The following is a 17,461-nucleotide window of genomic DNA, read 5'->3' as shown; positions in this document are numbered from 1 at the left end:
TCAATGGATATTATCAGTTCTTACGGCTTAATTCTGATTGTCATGGCCGGCGTGTTCGGTTTTTTCATGGCATGGGGTGTGGGCGCTAATGACGTTGCAAACGCAATGGGAACTTCAGTCGGTTCTAAAGCGCTTACGATAAAACAAGCTATCCTCATCGCGATGATTTTCGAGTTCGCAGGTGCCTACCTAGCCGGTGGCGAAGTAACCTCAACGATACGTAAAGGTATTATTGACTCAGCTTACTTTGTCGACCAGCCCGAGCTCCTTGTGTTCGGTATGATCTCGGCGCTATTAGCCGCCGGTGTTTGGCTCCTAATTGCCTCGTTTCTTGGCTGGCCAGTATCGACAACCCACTCAATCGTTGGTGCTATCGTTGGTTTTGCTGCCGTTGGCGTCAGTGTTGATGCTGTTTCTTGGGGTAAAGTTGGAGGGATTGTCGGTAGTTGGGTTATTACACCCGCGATATCCGGCTTTATTGCGTATTTGATCTTTATGAGTGCGCAGAAGCTTATTTTTGACCAAGAGGATCCCCTCAAGCGCGCTAAACGATATGTACCTTTTTACATGGCTTTAGCTGGGTTTGTCTTATCACTGGTAACCATCAAAAAGGGTCTTAAGCACGTTGGACTCGGTATGGGTACGGCTGAAGGTTTTGCATGGGCGATTGGTATAGCGATCGTAGTCTTCTTCATTGGTAAAGTTGCGATTGGACGCCTGAAATTTAAAGAGTCGGCCGATAAAGATATGCACTACACCAATGTGGAGAAAGTGTTTGCGGTGCTTATGGTCGTAACAGCCTGTGCGATGGCATTTGCTCATGGTTCAAACGATGTTGCTAACGCCATTGGACCTCTTGCAGCGGTTGTAAGTGTTGTCTCAAGTGGTGGTGAAATTGCGAGCAAAGCACAGCTTGCATGGTGGATCTTGCCACTTGGTGCATTCGGTATTGTTGCAGGTCTTGCGATGCTGGGTAAACGTGTAATTGCGACCATCGGTAAAGGCATTACACACCTCACGCCAAGTCGCGGTTTTGCTGCAGAATTGGCGGCGGCTTCGACGGTCGTGCTGGCATCAGGCACAGGCTTACCAATTTCGACGACCCAAACCCTCGTCGGTGCCGTGTTGGGTGTAGGTATGGCGCGTGGTATCGCTGCGTTGAACCTAGGTGTTGTACGTAACATCGTGGTTTCTTGGGTGGTGACTTTACCCGCCGGAGCGATTATGTCCATCATGTTCTTCTACATGTTAAAAGGCATCTTTGCCGCTTAACTCCTCGTGTTCCTGAGAAGAAGCTCGCTTAGCCGCGAGCTTTTTTTTTGCTTTCATTAAAACTTTTTTCCAGCCACTATCGACTTAATTACTAAACCAAAAGCAATGGAAGCACGAGTGTTTAAAAAAAGCGATAAAAAGCTCGTCAGTCAAGCGCTCAAAGGTAATCAATCCGCGTGGGTCGACTTGGTAAAGCGATACGAGAAGCTGGTCTATCACTACGGCGTACGCATGTTGCCGAGTCCCGATGACGCATTTGATTTACTTCAAGACACCTTTAGTAGCGTTTTTCGAAGTCTTAAAGACTGGAATCAAGATGATAAATTTAAGCCGTGGTTAATGACCATTGCTCATCGTCGATGCGTTGAGTTCTACCGCCGTAGGCACATTGATGTGCTAGACAATGAACTACAAACGGATCTGATAGACGAGTCTACTTTTGGTCAGCCAGAACCGGAGCTGAGTGACCAACAACAAGAAGCTGCGTTGGTCAAAGCGATTAGAGCGCTGCCATTAGCGCAACGCATGGTAGTTGAATTGAAGTTTTTTCAACATCTTACGACACGCGCTATCGCAACGCAGTTGCAAGAGTCAGAAAATACGATTAAGTCACGGCTGTATAGCGGAGTCGAGAAGTTAAAGCGTGAGCTGGAGGTAATTAATGGCTAACTACGAATCGAATTACGAATTACAGTTCGAGCAATGGCTAGATGGGCACCTATCAAAGTCGGCTGAACTAGAGCTAGCGGAGCAGTTAGCTGCTCATGCACCCGAATTACATAAACGCATGCAGTCGATACGCTGGATGCAACAGCAAGCCGACGGCTACCAAGGTGAACGCGTGCCTGATTGGAATCGCCAGGGAACAGGTCCACAGCCAAGAGTAAACCGCTGGGCGAACCCGTGGAGCTTTGCCGCGTTTGCGTTCTCCTGTGCTGCACTTGCGATGGTGTCTGTGCTTGTGGTTAAACAGCAATTAACGGCACAGTTTGATGAACGCGTAGCTGCTGTGGTGGAGCAAAAGCTCAGTGTATTTGAACAGCAACAGAATATTGCATTAGCTAAGCAGGAAAAGGCGCTGCGAGCTAATTTTAGAGAGCAATTATCAACGTCAACCGCCCAGCTCGCAACTTATATAATGGCAACGAATCGTGCCGAGCGAAAAGACGATATGAGTCAATTAGTTGAGTACATGAATGAAACGCGCAGTGAGGATTTAAATTTTTATACCGCGCAATTGCGCCAAGTTGCGCAGCAACCGATTCTATTAAAAGAGGAGAATCAATGATGAAACGTTGGTTATTATCGCTCAGTATCGCCAGTGCACTGATGTTGCCTGCGACCGCGAGCATTGCACAAGAAGCTGATCATCAAGGACTGAAGAATCAAATTGAAATTTTCAAAGATATTTTGACGACGGCGGCTAAGCAACAAGACGGCAGAGAGAGTTCACGACTGGACGATGTCGAGTTCACTTATCTTAGAGGCCAGGGTGTGGTGTTTTTTGTTCGTTCAGCACGCATGCCATGGCGTATTGTAGCCCCGGACGTACCAGAACCACCTATGCCGCCGGAAATGCCGGAGATGAGTGGTTTTGCTAAGGATCTCCAGCTGGATCGGGTCGTTGAAGAAGGTCTACGCACGGCACACCGCGTATTAAGTCAGTTTAGTGGCGAATATTCAGATGAGTGGTTTGAGCTCGTTGAACAAAAGCGAGAACTTGCTTGGGAAGTGCGCGACTTGAATCGAGAGCTTCGAGACATTGAGTTTCAGCGTGACGTGCAGGATAAAGCGTCAAAAGCTGAGATGAAGACGCACAAGGAGGAACTTGAGGCGCGCTTAGCTGAGCTCAAAGCTCAACAAAAGCAGCTTGATATCGAGCTGAACGAAATGAAAAAAACGCTAAAAGCAAAGCAAGAAAAGGTGCAAAAAGAGAGACTGCTCACGCAAGAGAAAAGTATTGAAGCTATCGAGCAGGTTTTCACTCGCGTTTTATGTGATTACGGTATTACACTGAAGTCTCTACCAGACAGCGAACAGGTGAGTTTGGTCATTCGTGATGCGTCTGTTAGTGACAAAAAGCGTTTAGACAATATTTATGTTTTTGAAAAATCAGCGATCAATGCATGTGAAAGTGAGCCTGCTGATTTACTAGAACAGGCACAGAAATATAAATTTTAGTCGGCTCTGTGTTCTATTCTCCTATGCGGCAGCCGTGACAGGCTGCCCTGTTTCGAGTAAAATTCGCGCACTTGATAGAAACAGCGGATTTTACGGAACATGTCATATGCGTCAGAGGGTTTAAAAGTCAGCGACTTTAGCTTTGACTTACCCGACGAACTTATTGCTCGATATCCTCAGCAACAACGTACAGCAAGTCGTATGTTGCGAGTTTTAGCTCAACAAAACCGTATTGAACACGGTCAATTCACGGATATTGTGGATCAACTGGAAGCGGGTGATTTACTCGTATTCAACGACACTCGCGTCATCCCTGCCCGTTTATTGGGAGAGAAGACATCGGGTGGCAAAGTTGAAGTGCTTGTTGAGCGCATGTTAGATGACAGTCGGGTTTTAGCGCATGTAAGAGCCAATCGCGCACCTAAGCCAGGTGCCGAGTTTTTACTCGAAGGAGCGGTAAAAGCAACGATGTTGGCACGCCATGATGCGTTGTTTGAGCTTGAGTTTAATCATCAGGAGACCGTTCTTGAGTTACTCGAAGCACATGGCCATATGCCCCTCCCACCCTATATCGATCGTCCGGACGAAGAATCTGACAAAGAGCGTTATCAAACCGTTTATAACCGAGAGCCAGGTGCAGTGGCTGCTCCAACGGCTGGACTGCACTTCGATGACGCCATTTTGCAGCAGCTTAAGGATAAAGGCGTCGAATTCGGTTATGTAACTTTGCATGTTGGAGCCGGAACGTTCCAACCTGTGCGTGTCGATTCGATTGAAGAACACGTTATGCATAGCGAATATGCCAAAGTCGATACGAAGGTATGCGAGCAAATTAAAAAGGTGAAGCAAGCGGGCAAACGTGTAATTGCTGTAGGAACCACGTCGGTGCGTTCACTTGAGTCGGCGGCGCAGGCTACTGACGAACTTATTGCTCCATTTTTTGATGATACGGATATCTTTATTTATCCCGGTTATGAATTTAAGGTCATTGATGGCTTGGTAACAAACTTTCATCTACCTGAATCCACCTTGATTATGTTGGTATCCGCATTTGCCGGTAAAGAATTGATTATGAACGCCTATCAACAGGCGATTGATGAAAAATATCGCTTTTTTAGTTATGGCGATTCGATGCTAATTTTACGATAAGAATTGAGACTGTAGTAATGATGAAATTTGAACTAGATAAAACTCAAGGGCGCGCGCGTCGAGGGCGTATGGTGTTTGAGCGCGGTACCGTTGAGACGCCTGCATTTATGCCGGTAGGTACGCTGGGCACCATCAAGGGTATGACACCGGAAGAGGTCGAGGCGACTGGCGCTCAGATTTGTTTGGGTAACACGTTCCACTTAATGCTCCGTCCAGGTACGTCAGTGATTCAGCAACACGGTGACCTCCACGATTTTATGAACTGGGATAAGCCGATTTTAACGGATTCCGGTGGTTTTCAGGTCTTTAGTCTAGGTGAACTGCGCAAAATCGATGAAGAGGGTGTGACTTTCCGTTCGCCTATCAACGGCGAGAAAATTTTGCTAACGCCGGAAAAATCCATGCAAGTTCAGCGTGAGTTGGGTTCTGATATTGTCATGATTTTTGATGAGTGTACGCCGTATCCAGCGACTCAAGCAGAGGCGCGTAAATCAATGGAGCTGTCTTTGCGTTGGGCTCAACGTTCAAAAGCTGCGCATGAAGGCAACGATGCTGCATTATTTGGTATTATCCAAGGCGGAATGTACGAAGAACTGCGTGATATCTCGTTGGAAGGACTCACCGATATCGGTTTTGATGGTTATGCTGTCGGTGGTCTTTCCGTTGGCGAGCCTAAAGAAGATATGATGCGTATTCTTGAGCACACTGCGCCAAAAATGCCTGAACATAAGCCTCGTTATTTGATGGGCGTTGGTAAGCCGGAGGATCTGGTTGAATCAGTGCGCCGTGGTATTGATATGTTTGATTGTGTGATGCCAACGCGTAACGCACGTAATGGTCATCTGTTTGTGTCAACGGGTGTCATTAAAATCCGTAATGCGGTGCACCGCAATGACACCTCACCACTCGATGAGCAGTGCGATTGCTATACCTGTAAAAACTACTCACGCGCTTATCTACATCATTTGGATCGTACCAATGAAATGCTAGGTGCGCGTCTGAACACAATTCATAACCTGCATTTTTACCAACGCGTGATGCAAGGCATGCGAGATGCGCTTGATGCAGGAACGTTTGACGATTATGTAAATGCATTTTATGCCGCTCGCGGTCAATCGGTTCCTTCGCTTGACTGAGCATCCAGTTGGGTGAAAAAGCTTCTGATCTCCTGCGAATTAGGTTTCATTGCGAGCGCGCGCGCCGCGGCTCGCAATGATTCGCGCTCCCACTGCTCGGCTTGTTTCGGTTTGTCTTGCTGCAATAGCGTAAGCTGATGATAGAGTCGTGCCAGAGCTAAATGATATTTTGCAGTGCGTTCCTCGGGCTTTTCACTCTCTAAGTAAGTCGTGGTCTCGAGTAATAAGGCATTCATTTCCGAACGACTGAGCAAAGGTGCAATGGCGACGAGCAACTCTGTCATCTCAGCAGCAACCGATGTGCTATGTTGTTGCTCTTTAAAAGAGCTCTTAAAGTAGTTTAAGGCGAGTAACGACTGTTGCTTTGCCCGTTCCAGTTGATTGCTCTCGATCAGTTCTCGAGCGTAGTGACTGTGGGCAAGCGCCTGTTCAATATGACTACCTGCTTCGACCACTTCGGTGCGCTCAGCCGTTGCACTATCAGCGAAATGATAGTGCATGATACTGATCGCGATCGTTGCGACGAGTGAGGATACGAGTAAGGTGACTGATGCCGGCACCAGCCATGGAAAACGGCGGTATCGGTAATCAGTTAATTGTTGTGCTAATAGTTGTACGCTGCTGGTGCGCTCGTTTGGATCGCGGTGCAAACAGTTAAGTATAATATTGCGCAGGCGAGTCGGGCAGCGATCAGCGTATTGTTTGAGCTGGCGCTGGGGTTCGTCAGAGGGGGCTTGACCCGTGACTAGGAAAAACAGCAGCGCACCCAACCCATAAATATCTACTGCTTTTGAACGCCCGCTAGTATTGGGTTCACTTCCGCGTTGTTCCGGAGCTGAAAATAGCGGGCTGACACCAAAGCCTTTGTGACGGTTGGATGATGCGCGTCCTGCAATACTAAGGTCAATTAGTGTCGGAATCGATTCGTCACTCGAGTCGTATTTAACAATGACATTAGTGGGGTTTATGTCGTTATGAACAAGGCCCTCGCTGTGCATATGGCTGACCCCCTCAGCCAACTGCAATACCAGTTTGACCGCATCGTTAATACTCAGCTGACCAGCAAGCTCGGTCACTCGGGGACCCTCAATCAGCTCCATGACCATATAAAGAGAAGAGTGGTCTTCAGAAGGTTCGCCCACATCATAAACACCGCATAGCGATGGGTGGTTCAACTTGGCTAAGGCTCGGGCTTCTGCGACAAGTCGTTGCCGAGAAAGAAAAGTTGGATTCTTGATGAACTTGATGGCAACCATTCGTTGGAGTAGCTCGTCCCACGCTTTAAAAACAACGCCACTACCTCCGCTACCCAAAAAATCACGACAACGAAAACGCTCGGGAATTGAGTACGGAAATTGTAGGCCATTTTTTGTATTGGTCGAAGCTTCGTCCAAATCAAAAATCCTTAATCTATTAGGTTTTACCTGTTTTGAGTGTACAGACAGAGTTATCAGCCGGGCAATCAGAGACGTTGACTTGACGTATGTTATGGTAGTTTGGCGTTAATTGACGTCATAAAAAATTTATGTGTGTTTAGCTTAACAATTGTCAACTTTACGCTATGCTGATCTCATAACAATAAAAATTAACTATAAAAATGCTAGATAAGATCAGTCATAAAATTGTACCAACTTTTAATCAAAAGGTTGAGTTAAGTGGTACGTTTGCCGGTGAACCTTTTGTTTTCTCTGTCACGTTGTTAGGTCAACAATACCCTCAGTACCTGATTTTAGGACTGGGTTACCAAGCACGTTGGGAGAAAGTGCTACCCGCCATTAAGGAAAGCGAGAATTTACGCCTTAAGTTGATTTCAGATGAGGGCGAAATGATCGCAGCGCATGTCAGCTTAATACACGCGACTCATTTCCCGGAAAAACTGTTGTTTATGAGTTATCCTGAGCAAGGTATTGCTCGTTCTTTACGCCAGTCCCCGCGAGTGGGTCTTGATTACCCTGCGCAACTGCAGGTTGCGAACCATTTTCCCTATATTAATGGAAGCATTGTTGATATTGGGCGCGGAGGTGTGGGCTTCGAAACTACTCAGCAATTGCCTAGCATGATGAGCGATCTCTGTGATCGCGATGTAAAACTGCATATTGGTCAGGACGATCAGCAGCGTTGGTCGTTAAGCGGTCGACTCCGTTTACTTCAAGAGCACCGACCGAATGTATGGCACGTTGGAATAAAGTGCGAATTGAGCGTGGCGGAGTGTGAGGAGGTTTTATACCATTTAGTGAGCCATCAAAATGCGATCGATCGTTTGATCAATAATGATCAATCCAATGATTCATATTCGAATAACACTTTACAAGTCTAGTTTCACTCGGTACAATTCACCACCAATTAAACCCTTGCGGTTATTTTTTAAACAACATAGATAATTTTTTCCGAGGTGATGTTTTAATGCCAGTCGTTAAAGTGAAAGAAAACGAGCCGTTTGACGTAGCACTGCGTCGCTTTAAGCGCTCTTGTGAAAAAGCAGGTGTTCTGTCTGAAGTTCGTCGTCGCGAACATTATGAAAAACCTACAGCAGAACGTAAGCGCAAAAAAGCTGCAGCAGTTAAGCGTCACGCCAAGAAATTGGCTCGCGAGAACGCGCGTCGCACTCGTTTGTACTAAGATACACGAGTAGCAGACAGCGATATTCACTTTTCGCAGCTTGCACTTAGACTTAATTCGTTAAGTTACGTGTTGGAAGCCGTGTCCTAAGCGACGCGGCTTTCGTGTTTGTAGACGAAGATAAAAGATAAGTTGAGGGCATGGCAGGACTCATTCCGAAAAGCTTCATCCACGACCTACTTGAGCGAGCTGATATCGTCGAAGTAGTGGATAGCCGTGTACCTTTAAAAAAAGCAGGGAAAAACCATCAGGCCTGTTGTCCATTCCATAATGAAAAAACGCCTTCGTTTACGGTCAGTGCCGATAAGCAGTTTTACCACTGTTTTGGGTGCGGTGCACACGGTAATGCAATCGATTTCATTATGGAGTTTGATGGCCTAAACTTTCCCGATGCCGTCGAAGAGTTGGCCTCAAGTTTAGGTGTGCAGGTGCCTCGTGAAGAGGGTCACGATCCACAAAAACAACACCAACAGCAGGCACAGCTAAAAAATGACACTGAATTGATGGCGCAATGTACGCGATTTTTTCAGCATCAGCTCAAGCATCACGCGAACTCAGAAAAAGTAATTACTTATTTAAAGCAACGCGGCTTATCGGGTGACATTGTCAAACGGTTTCAAATCGGTTATGCCCCCGATGCCTGGGATAGTTTGTTGACCACCATGGGCGTTGAGCCACGTGCGCGTCAACAGCTCATCGATTTGAAGTTGGTCAATGTTAATGACCAGGGTCGAAAGTTCGATTTCTTTCGTGATCGCGTGATGTTTCCTATCCACGATCGTCGAGGCCGTGTCGTTGGCTTTGGTGGACGTGTGATTGATAGTGACGGTCCTAAATACTTGAACTCACCCGAAACACGCTTGTTTCATAAGGGCCAAGAGCTATATGGCTTTTGGAATATGCAGCAGCGTCTACGCCGACCCGAGCAAATTTGTATTGTTGAGGGTTACATGGATGTTGTCGCGTTAGCGCAAGCCGGCATCGACTACGCGGTCGCTTCTCTCGGGACAGCAACGACTACTGAACAATTACAGCGTTTATTCCGTACATCTAATAGAGTGGTGTGTTGTTATGACGGTGATCGAGCCGGAAGAGATGCGGCGTGGCGGGCGTTAGAAAATGCACTGCCGTTGCTAAAAGATGGTATCGACTTAAGCTTCCTATTTCTACCTGAGGGTGAAGATCCTGACTCGGTGGTTCAAAGTAGTGGTAAAGAAGGGTTTGAGCGTTACTTAAATCAGGCTAAATCCTTTGTCGATTACTTTTTCGAGCATTTGTCGGAAGACGTTGATGTAAATACAGAGTCTGGACGCTCAGCTTTATTAAGTGAGGCGAAACCGCGTATCGAGCGGATTGCCAGTGACTTTTATCGTGAGTCGCTAATGCAAAAACTGGCACAGCTCTTAAGAAGGGAAACGTCGCAACTGGAACGCTATGTTGACACGCCACAGCAACGCAAGGCAAAACCAGATGCGGTAAAAATGACGCCGTTGCGCCGTGCCGTTGCTCTTATCGTGCAGTATCCGCAGTTGGCGAAAGAGGTGCCCGTTAAAGCAGAGTTAGGCGAACTTAAGTTGCCAGGTATGGATTTATTTATCGCGCTTCATCAACAGTGTAATGAGCGTGATATGACGACAGCCCAGGTGCTAGAGTATTGGCGCGATACGCCGTATCAAAAAGCACTAGAAAAACTTGCCGTGTGGCAACATGGACTTGATGAACACAATATGGAGCAGGAGTTTAAGGATATCTTTGTTTATTTAATTGACCAATATGTGGAACAAAGAGCCGACGAACTGCTCAAAAAGGGGCAACAAACGCCCTTGAATAAAGCGGAAAAGCAAGAATATTTAATGCTGGTTAAGCATTTAAGAACACGTAACTGACTAGGCTATAATCAGCGTTTTGGTAGCTTAAAATTAGCCATTATGCTATAGTTTTAGGTCATTTTGGGTACTCTCGTAGAAAGTGACAGGTGGAATCTCTGTATGCAGCAGAATCGGCAATCACAGTTAAAAGTTCTCATTGCGAAAGGCAAAGAGCAAGGTTTTCTTACGTTTGCGGAAGTGAACGACCACTTACCGCAGGAAATCGTTGATTCCGATCAAATAGAAGACATCATTCGCATGATAAATGACATGGGTATCCGTGTCTTTGAAAGTGCGCCTGATGCAGATGATTTGATGATGTCCGAAAGTGCGGCGGACGAGGACGCAGCTGAAGAAGCTGCACAAGCACTTGCTACTGTGGATGGTGAAATAGGCCGTACCACCGACCCTGTTCGCATGTACATGCGTGAAATGGGTACTGTTGAGCTGTTAACGCGTGAGGGCGAGATCGATATCGCTAAGCGTATCGAAGACGGTATCAACCAAGTTCAGTGTTCTGTTGCGGAGTACCCCGAAGCAATTAATTTCTTGCTAGAGCAATGGGACTCTTATGAGGCCGAAGAGTTACGCCTGACCGAAATCATTGTAGGCTTTATTGACCCTGATGAGGTTGATGAAGCGCCCGTAAGTGCAACTCACGTTGGTTCTGAGCTCTCTGAAGATGAGCTTGAGGATGAGGACGACGATGACGAAGATGATGATGACGAGGAAGAAAATGATAGCGGCATTGACCCAGAGTTTGCTCGTCAGAAATTCACCGAACTGCGCGAGCAATACGAGGCAACTCGCCAAGCGATAACTCAGTTTGGTCGTGAACATCCAGACGCACGCGTTGAAATTGACAAGCTTAGCGATCTGTTTAAGCAGTTCCGCTTAGTTCCTAAGCAGTTTGACCGTCTTGTTCAAGACATGCGTGCCATGATGCAGCGTGTGCGGGTTCAAGAGCGCTTGGTCATGAAAGCGGCGGTTGAACAAGCCGGTATGCCTAAGCGTGCATTCATGAAAGCGTTTGCGGGTAACGAAAATAGTTTAGCATGGGTTGATGAGCAGATTTCTGCGGGCGTTGACTATGCAACCACATTACAAGAAGCACGCGTTGAAATCGAACGCTGTGTGACGAAGTTAAATGAAATAGAAAAAGAAACAGGCCTTACTATTGCCAAGGTTAAGGATATTAACCGCCGGATGTCGATTGGTGAGGCAAAAGCGCGCCGAGCCAAGAAGGAAATGGTGGAGGCGAACCTTCGTTTGGTTATTTCAATCGCTAAGAAATATACCAATCGTGGTCTGCAGTTCCTTGATTTGATTCAAGAAGGTAATATCGGCTTGATGAAAGCGGTCGATAAATTTGAATATCGCCGTGGTTATAAGTTCTCGACGTATGCGACATGGTGGATACGTCAGGCGATCACGCGCTCGATCGCTGACCAAGCACGTACAATTCGTATTCCGGTGCACATGATTGAGACCATTAATAAACTCAATCGTATTTCGCGTCAAATGCTACAAGAAATGGGCCGTGAGCCGCTGCCAGAAGAATTGGCTGAGCGGATGGCGATGCCGGAAGATAAAATCCGTAAGGTCCTCAAGATTGCAAAAGAGCCGATCTCGATGGAAACCCCAATCGGTGATGATGAAGACTCGCATTTAGGTGACTTTATCGAGGACAACACTCTGGATTTACCGATTGATTCGGCTACCTCAGAGAGCTTGCGTAACTCTGTGCGCGACGTACTCGGCGGATTGACTGCTCGTGAAGCGAAAGTGTTGCGTATGCGTTTTGGTATTGATATGAATACTGACCACACGCTCGAAGAAGTGGGTAAACAGTTTGATGTAACGCGTGAACGTATCCGTCAGATTGAAGCAAAAGCACTGCGCAAATTGCGTCATCCAAGCCGTTCAGAGCAACTTAAATCGTTTTTGGATGAGTAACCGTATGTAATTGCTCAAGCTCTACTTGAGTGATTCTGTTACTAAGAAAGGAGGCAGTATGGGAATTAATCGTGAACATTGGCCAAAACGGATTATAGACTCGCATCTTCATATCTATGATGAAGCGTTTCCGTTGATAGAAAACCAAGGTCACATCCCAAAGCCTTTTTACATTGACGACTACAACCGCCTTGTGACAGGAATGCCTATCGAAGGTGGCGTCATTGTTTCAGGTTCCTTTCAGGGCTTCGAGCAACGCTATTTGAAAGCAGCGCTTGGAAACCTGGGGGATAATTATGTCGGCGTTACTCAGTTACCGGGTAGTGTCAGTGATGAGAAAATTCAGCAACTTAATGAGCATCGTATCCGTGGTGTCCGCGTTAACTTAAAGCGTGGTGTACATAGAGATATCGAAGGGATTGTCGAATTCGGGCGTCGTATCTGGGATTTAGCAGGGTGGCACTTGGAAATTTATGTCGATAGTCGTGAACTTGACGATATGGTGCCTACATTGTTGAAGTTGCCTAAACTGAGCGTGGACCACTTGGGTATGGCTAAGTCAGGCCTTTCTCAAGTGCGCCGATTAGCTGAGGGCGGTGTGAATATCAAAGCAAGCGGCTTTGGGCGTACCGAAGTGAATATTACAGAAGCAATTAAGACGCTCTATAAGACGAACCCTGATTGTCTAATGTTTGGCACAGACTTACCGGGTACGCGTAGTAATCGCGGGTTTGAGCCGAGTGATATTGACACCATTGTTGAAGCACTTGATGACTCTGATGCCGCGGATAAAGTGTTCTACCAAAACGCCAAAGAGTTTTATAAACTACCCTAAGGTGTTTAATTTCTAGATAAGGTGGCGCGTGTATTCGCTCTCCTCAATAAGTAACCAGAACCGTTGGATGGCGATGACAATCATCGCCATCGCTATTTTCGGTATTGGTCTCACATTTTGGTATTCGCCATCACAGCTGATCAGTCGTTCAACTGAAGGACTTGCGTCGAGTTGTGAGCAAGTGCGTACAGAAATCACCCAACTCTACCCCACCAACGCAGAGCCTCACTATCAGGTCACTAACCCCGACTTGTTGCAGCAGGTTATGTACCGCGAAACGAGTAAACTTCAGGGAGTCGAGGGGGGGTATTGGGATGTCGCCAGCGAATTCTTTGGCTATGCCTTTCCTACCTATGTAGGGTCAAGTATTAAAACCGACGTGCCTCAGTCCGAAATGGCACTGCTCAGTGCCTTGTCACGGCAAGCCGTCGATGAATCCAACATACTTACGTCTGTCAGACAGTCGGTGGATGCTGCGGTGATTACCGTCTCCTGCCCGGTCACCACTCACCGGGGTTTAGCTGCTTGGTTAATGAAGCGGACGTCATTGGTCCCTGCAAGTTTAGTCGGTGTGCTATTCGGCATTTTCGGCTTACTTGCTGTGATTGGCACCATGATGCTGGTACGTAACCGTAACTTTGAGAGAGGCTGGCTGACCGAGCGAGAGAAGCTTACAGAACAACTTCATGACGAAGCTGCGCCCGTGCCGACCACATCAGCCATTAACGACGTGCAGCCATTTTTACTATTGTTGTATCAGGCACGGCAAAAACGACACAATGCAGAGCGTGCGATTAACTCGTTAGAAGCGAAACTCGGACAGATTAATGAGTTGTCGATTATCGGACGCGCAGCACTCGCCTTTGCTGAGGAACTGCGCGGACGTATTGAACAACTGCAGCGGGATGTTACAACGGTGGTTTCGGATACGTCGACTCACCAGTTCGAGAAATTGCAGCGAGAACTCGATGCTGCCGAATATCTTTGCCAAGCGTTAGCACAAATTGATGTTCGTCACAAAAAGCAGGGACCCGTTGCGGAAGTAGCGATGAATCGTTGGACACGAGCATTGGCAGACTTTCATCAACAACGTCATGCGAACGACCGCCAAACAATTGCAGCGGTATGTGATGACGATGTGCATGTGATAACGAACCCGCTACTGCTTCGCTTTACGCTCGATATCATTATTTTACATTCATTAAAATTTGGTCCGCAGGCGGGCGAGATATTTATCCGTGTATGCAAACAGGACGACAACGTAGTTTTGGAAGTTGTCGACGAAAATCCGAGTGTACGCCGAGATGTCGAGCAGAACTTATTTAGGTTTGATGATGTAAAGCCTGAACGTTACGGAGATGGCTTACGTTTGGTGAAGGACCTTGTCAGCAGCTTAAAAGGGTCGGTCGAATTTCAATCAAACGGCGAAATCTCTCGATTTATCTTAAAGATACCGATGACAAGCTAGCAAAAAGTTCGTATAATTTGCGCCGCTTTCTAAGCGACTCACTTCTAAAATGGCCCCTTAGCTCAGTGGTTAGAGCACCCGACTCATAATCGGTTGGTCCGCAGTTCAAATCTGCGAGGGGCCACCATATTTTTCAAAGACTTAGCGAATATTTAAGTCGTGAAAAGGATGGTGTCATTTCAAAAAGCGGTAGTTAGAGCGGTAGTTAGTTCTGACGAGTGATCAGCCCCGTTATTTAAGATCAAAAATTATTTAAGAGCCGTAATAGCAAAAAGCCACCCCGGCGGATGGCTTTTCGTAAGTTTTATTATCAAGCTAATTTCCTCTTGGGGCGATGTTCTGCCAGAGTAGGATGGCGATACACAGGAAATCTTAAATAATTGTTTATCGTATCGACATGCCAAAACTCTCCTTCTGTCATAGGGACTTTCACTCCCTTAGGAAAAGCGTTTGCAGCTATCCATTTGCGAATAACACGTTCTTCACGGTTAAACAGGCCGCAAAGATCCTCAATCGTTAAGAATGCTTTATACATTGCTATCTCCTATTTGCAGTTACCGTAACCTTTGCGCTTGTTATCTGAATTGTGTAATGACGCAAAAAAATTGATCACATCAATCAGTCGCCATTTGCGGTGACACCCGTCTCGTTGCAATACTGGGGCTGGGGCGAAGCCCGTTCGGTACCAGTCGTACCATGTGGAGCTCGGAACATTAAATGTGGTGACGATTTGTTTTTTGCTGATCAAAACGGTAGTTAGTAACGTGTGAGCAAGGACTGGGTGCTCTAGAATCTCGTTAGTTTTCTTCATTTTAGATAACCTCTGAATAATTTAAAAAATTAAGGTTTGAACCGGTATCGTTCGGGAACAATTATCGCTGCAAAAAAGCATGAGATTTTGAACAGACCCCTCGAATTCGGCATGTCTGTTCAGCACACTTCATTAATTTTTGACCGGATTCGTTTGTTATCAACAAAATTCTTAGCGAAGTATTTTAAGTATCAGCTGGTTAGCCTTAGTTTGTGCTGCTAGGAGAAATACGGGGAGCTATGTCACAAAAACTTTGTGACATAGCTATAGAAAAATTAGGCGCTTGCCGATGGTGACGAGATTAAGCGAAGTGGACTGGATGTTAAATCTTCGAATTGTTCTACTTCAGACTCATGCTCCGCATCTCGAATGTAGGTAAAAAAATCAAAGCGCGCATTGCCCTCGGGCACTCGGTATTCGCGAAGGCGACGCTTGGTATGTATAAACTGCTCGTACTCTGAATAGTGTTCGATACCCAAAGCAACAGTACGGCTCAGGATCCGCTGCTCTAGTCGAAACGCAGCATCTTCCGATGAACATATATAATAGAAGACCAGATCGACACTGCTCGCTCTGTGAATGACGTTATGGCTGTAGCTTAATGCTCGTTTGCGAGCCGCGCGTTTCAGTGCATTGTTCACTGATTCTTGATCTCGACAATTTAATGCGACCTTCGTTTTGCCTGTTTTATAGACAAACCGTGGACCGCTCGACGATTCAAACATCACGCGATATACGTAGACTACGCCAAACTCTTGGTAACGCTCGGCCGTTAAGGTTCGTACCGAAAATTTCTTCGGAAATGGGCTTTTTACGTTTCTATGAACGTAGCGATTTACGATAACGCTGCCATCCGAGAATTCGGAGGTAACATTGAATCGTATTTTAGCGCTACCATCTTCTCGCACCCCACTCTCAACGCGCTCTAAGCTGACAAAAGAGGGTTCCTCGAGAGGATATACTTGCACCTCTGACATGGCGAGAGCCAACTTGCGAGTGTATGCCGGAATAATGTCGGTGATGTTTTTAATATTGCGCAAATGCCGAATTGTCGTAGTAACAACAGTGGTTAGAAAAACCACAACGATCGGGTAACGATCATACTGCCTGAAGTAGTTTTTAAAGACTTCTCGGTCAGCATCAATAACATCATCAGCGAAAACGACTTTAAAGTTTTTAACGTCTCTTTCGGGATCACGCGCAGCAATAATTTCTCTAACGAGCAGTGTGAACAACGCTTTACCGGCCTTGGTCGAAAAAGGTAAGATATCAAACGAGTACTTGGTTACAGCCTTATTTTTTCGCTTCGCTAGCTCATTTTGGTGCACCTGCCGTAGTTCGATTGCCTTATGAAAAAGCGCCGAGTAGCGACTAGAATTCCCAATATTGTTCAGAAAACTCAAGTCGTTGACGTCAAGGTCGTTATCAGTAGATGCTAAAAATTTGTGCAGGTTCATTGTGCGAACTCCTTATTTTCAAATGACCAAAGTGGGTTCTCCCAAGTAACCCAAACTTCATCTAACTTTTTTTGAAGAAATTCAGTTGAAGACGAGTTGAATGGGAGGCCATAGAAAAATAACGCTTTACGTACCCAGGTTTTTATTGCTTCGCGGTTGTTCTTCTCATGCCCGTCCCCGACCAGCATCACTGCATCGTCACTGTCTAACTCCATGTATGTTTTACACAAACAGCGGGCAATCTTATCTGCCATCACTTGTTCATCATCGCTCAGAACAATTTGGTGGCGTTTAAAAACGTAAGCTTCTTCAAGTCGTGGTTTCATACAAAATTCCTCGTAAATTTCTGGTGTGATGGTACCCGGGAAAGATCTCGGGTAACGTAAGCGGTGGAAAATGCCAGCTTCTGACAGCTCGTACTTGGCTGTATCGAATTCATAGCTACGCTTAAAATGTTTGTACAAATCAATAGCCATTGAGGGAAATTCCAGCGTGGAACGCACTTCGCTTTGCTGTGCAAGCTGTGCCTGCCACCAGCCTTGTGCGAACGCAACTGCATTAATTGACTTGTCGTTAAACATATATTGAATAATGCGCGACTTAACCAATAACGCTGAAATAAGTCGGCGGTTTTTAATCTCAAAGTTAATAACTGGCATGTTTCTCTCTCTTTACCGTGTAATAACAAAACACTGTAAATTTGATCAGT

Annotated in this window: 16 protein-coding genes and 1 tRNA gene; 13 read left to right on the top strand and 4 right to left on the bottom strand. The window is 46.2% G+C overall.

The features are described 5' to 3' along the window. Positions 1 to 3 precede the first annotated feature (3 nt). The 6 genes from OS145_RS01665 to tgt all read left to right on the top strand — a co-directional run bounded on the left by OS145_RS01665 (position 4) and on the right by tgt (position 5,738). Positions 4 to 1,272 (top strand): inorganic phosphate transporter, encoded by a 1,269-nt coding sequence (locus OS145_RS01665; RefSeq protein ID WP_006954247.1) that lies wholly within the window; start codon positions 4 to 6, stop codon positions 1,270 to 1,272. Positions 1,273 to 1,389: 117 nt separating this feature from the next. Then, complete coding sequence (locus tag OS145_RS01660; protein WP_006954246.1) at positions 1,390 to 1,941, top strand: RNA polymerase sigma factor; 552 nt, start codon at positions 1,390 to 1,392, stop codon at positions 1,939 to 1,941. Then, positions 1,934 to 2,560, top strand: coding sequence for a hypothetical protein (locus OS145_RS01655; RefSeq protein ID WP_006954245.1), 627 nt, complete (start codon positions 1,934 to 1,936; stop codon positions 2,558 to 2,560). The genes OS145_RS01660 and OS145_RS01655 overlap by 8 nt, the downstream gene beginning before the upstream one ends. Beyond that, positions 2,557 to 3,453, top strand: coding sequence for a hypothetical protein (locus OS145_RS01650; RefSeq protein WP_040487576.1), 897 nt, complete (start codon positions 2,557 to 2,559; stop codon positions 3,451 to 3,453). Before OS145_RS01655 ends, OS145_RS01650 begins: the two co-directional genes overlap by 4 nt. A gap of 99 nt (positions 3,454 to 3,552) precedes the next feature. Beyond that, positions 3,553 to 4,602: a tRNA preQ1(34) S-adenosylmethionine ribosyltransferase-isomerase QueA gene (gene queA, locus OS145_RS01645; RefSeq protein WP_006954243.1), complete on the top strand. Its 1,050-nt coding sequence runs from the start codon at positions 3,553 to 3,555 to the stop codon at positions 4,600 to 4,602. Positions 4,603 to 4,622: 20 nt separating this feature from the next. Beyond that, on the top strand, positions 4,623 to 5,738 hold the full coding sequence (gene tgt / locus OS145_RS01640) for a tRNA guanosine(34) transglycosylase Tgt (protein ID WP_006954242.1): 1,116 nt from the start codon (positions 4,623 to 4,625) through the stop codon (positions 5,736 to 5,738). Here the strand turns inward: tgt and OS145_RS01635 are convergent. Then, a complete protein-coding gene (locus OS145_RS01635; RefSeq protein WP_006954241.1) occupies positions 5,714 to 7,132 on the bottom strand; it encodes a serine/threonine-protein kinase in 1,419 nt (472 codons plus the stop codon). The two genes, tgt and OS145_RS01635, sit on opposite strands and share 25 nt — an antisense overlap. A 203-nt stretch (positions 7,133 to 7,335) precedes the next feature. Between OS145_RS01635 and OS145_RS01630 the strand changes: the two genes are divergently transcribed. The 7 genes from OS145_RS01630 to OS145_RS01600 all read left to right on the top strand — a co-directional run bounded on the left by OS145_RS01630 (position 7,336) and on the right by OS145_RS01600 (position 14,611). After that, positions 7,336 to 8,055, top strand: a complete 720-nt coding sequence (locus OS145_RS01630; protein WP_006954240.1) for a hypothetical protein — start codon at positions 7,336 to 7,338, stop codon at positions 8,053 to 8,055. Between the two features lie 86 nt (positions 8,056 to 8,141). Then, complete coding sequence (gene rpsU, locus OS145_RS01625; RefSeq protein ID WP_006954239.1) at positions 8,142 to 8,357, top strand: 30S ribosomal protein S21; 216 nt, start codon at positions 8,142 to 8,144, stop codon at positions 8,355 to 8,357. Positions 8,358 to 8,497: 140 nt separating this feature from the next. Beyond that, positions 8,498 to 10,243, top strand: a complete 1,746-nt coding sequence (dnaG, locus tag OS145_RS01620) for a DNA primase (protein ID WP_006954238.1) — start codon at positions 8,498 to 8,500, stop codon at positions 10,241 to 10,243. Positions 10,244 to 10,345: 102 nt separating this feature from the next. Continuing rightward, the gene (gene rpoD / locus OS145_RS01615; protein WP_006954237.1) at positions 10,346 to 12,181 is read left to right on the top strand and encodes an RNA polymerase sigma factor RpoD; all 1,836 of its coding nucleotides are present in this window, start codon (positions 10,346 to 10,348) and stop codon (positions 12,179 to 12,181) included. 58 nt (positions 12,182 to 12,239) lie between these two features. After that, positions 12,240 to 13,016: an amidohydrolase family protein gene (locus tag OS145_RS01610; protein WP_006954236.1), complete on the top strand. Its 777-nt coding sequence runs from the start codon at positions 12,240 to 12,242 to the stop codon at positions 13,014 to 13,016. 67 nt (positions 13,017 to 13,083) lie between these two features. Then, on the top strand, positions 13,084 to 14,484 hold the full coding sequence (locus OS145_RS01605) for a sensor histidine kinase (protein ID WP_006954235.1): 1,401 nt from the start codon (positions 13,084 to 13,086) through the stop codon (positions 14,482 to 14,484). 51 nt (positions 14,485 to 14,535) lie between these two features. Beyond that, a tRNA-Ile gene (locus tag OS145_RS01600) sits at positions 14,536 to 14,611 on the top strand. Positions 14,612 to 14,794: 183 nt separating this feature from the next. Here OS145_RS01600 and OS145_RS01595 read toward each other — a convergent pair. The 3 genes from OS145_RS01595 to OS145_RS01580 form a co-directional block, all read right to left on the bottom strand. Next, positions 14,795 to 15,019, bottom strand: coding sequence for a hypothetical protein (locus OS145_RS01595; RefSeq protein WP_006954234.1), 225 nt, complete (start codon positions 15,017 to 15,019; stop codon positions 14,795 to 14,797). Between the two features lie 551 nt (positions 15,020 to 15,570). Next, the gene (locus OS145_RS01585) at positions 15,571 to 16,752 is read right to left on the bottom strand and encodes a hypothetical protein (RefSeq protein WP_006954232.1); all 1,182 of its coding nucleotides are present in this window, start codon (positions 16,750 to 16,752) and stop codon (positions 15,571 to 15,573) included. After that, complete coding sequence (locus OS145_RS01580) at positions 16,749 to 17,411, bottom strand: hypothetical protein (RefSeq protein ID WP_006954231.1); 663 nt, start codon at positions 17,409 to 17,411, stop codon at positions 16,749 to 16,751. Before OS145_RS01580 ends, OS145_RS01585 begins: the two co-directional genes overlap by 4 nt. Positions 17,412 to 17,461: the final 50 nt, after the last annotated feature.

It is taken from the genome of Idiomarina baltica OS145, assembly GCF_000152885.1.
GTDB classification, from domain to species: Bacteria; Pseudomonadota; Gammaproteobacteria; order Enterobacterales; family Alteromonadaceae; genus Idiomarina; species Idiomarina baltica.
The sequence above is the reverse complement of the archived record's forward strand: the minus strand, read 5'-3'. Positions and strand labels throughout refer to the sequence as shown.

Excerpts from the sequence above, each read along its gene's own strand:
- OS145_RS01665 (WP_006954247.1), top strand. The coding sequence starts at position 4 with ATGGATATTATCAGTTCTTACGGCTTAATTCTGATTGTCATGGCCGGC.
- OS145_RS01655 (WP_006954245.1), top strand. The coding sequence starts at position 1,934 with ATGGCTAACTACGAATCGAATTACGAATTACAGTTCGAGCAATGGCTA.
- OS145_RS01650 (WP_040487576.1), top strand. The coding sequence starts at position 2,557 with ATGATGAAACGTTGGTTATTATCGCTCAGTATCGCCAGTGCACTGATG.
- queA (WP_006954243.1), top strand. The coding sequence starts at position 3,553 with ATGTCATATGCGTCAGAGGGTTTAAAAGTCAGCGACTTTAGCTTTGAC.
- tgt (WP_006954242.1), top strand. The coding sequence starts at position 4,623 with ATGAAATTTGAACTAGATAAAACTCAAGGGCGCGCGCGTCGAGGGCGT.
- OS145_RS01630 (WP_006954240.1), top strand. The coding sequence starts at position 7,336 with ATGCTAGATAAGATCAGTCATAAAATTGTACCAACTTTTAATCAAAAG.
- rpsU (WP_006954239.1), top strand. The coding sequence starts at position 8,142 with ATGCCAGTCGTTAAAGTGAAAGAAAACGAGCCGTTTGACGTAGCACTG.
- dnaG (WP_006954238.1), top strand. The coding sequence starts at position 8,498 with ATGGCAGGACTCATTCCGAAAAGCTTCATCCACGACCTACTTGAGCGA.
- rpoD (WP_006954237.1), top strand. The coding sequence starts at position 10,346 with ATGCAGCAGAATCGGCAATCACAGTTAAAAGTTCTCATTGCGAAAGGC.
- OS145_RS01610 (WP_006954236.1), top strand. The coding sequence starts at position 12,240 with ATGGGAATTAATCGTGAACATTGGCCAAAACGGATTATAGACTCGCAT.
- OS145_RS01605 (WP_006954235.1), top strand. The coding sequence starts at position 13,084 with ATGGCGATGACAATCATCGCCATCGCTATTTTCGGTATTGGTCTCACA.
- OS145_RS01595 (WP_006954234.1), bottom strand. The coding sequence starts at position 15,019 with ATGTATAAAGCATTCTTAACGATTGAGGATCTTTGCGGCCTGTTTAAC.
- OS145_RS01585 (WP_006954232.1), bottom strand. The coding sequence starts at position 16,752 with ATGAACCTGCACAAATTTTTAGCATCTACTGATAACGACCTTGACGTC.
- OS145_RS01580 (WP_006954231.1), bottom strand. The coding sequence starts at position 17,411 with ATGCCAGTTATTAACTTTGAGATTAAAAACCGCCGACTTATTTCAGCG.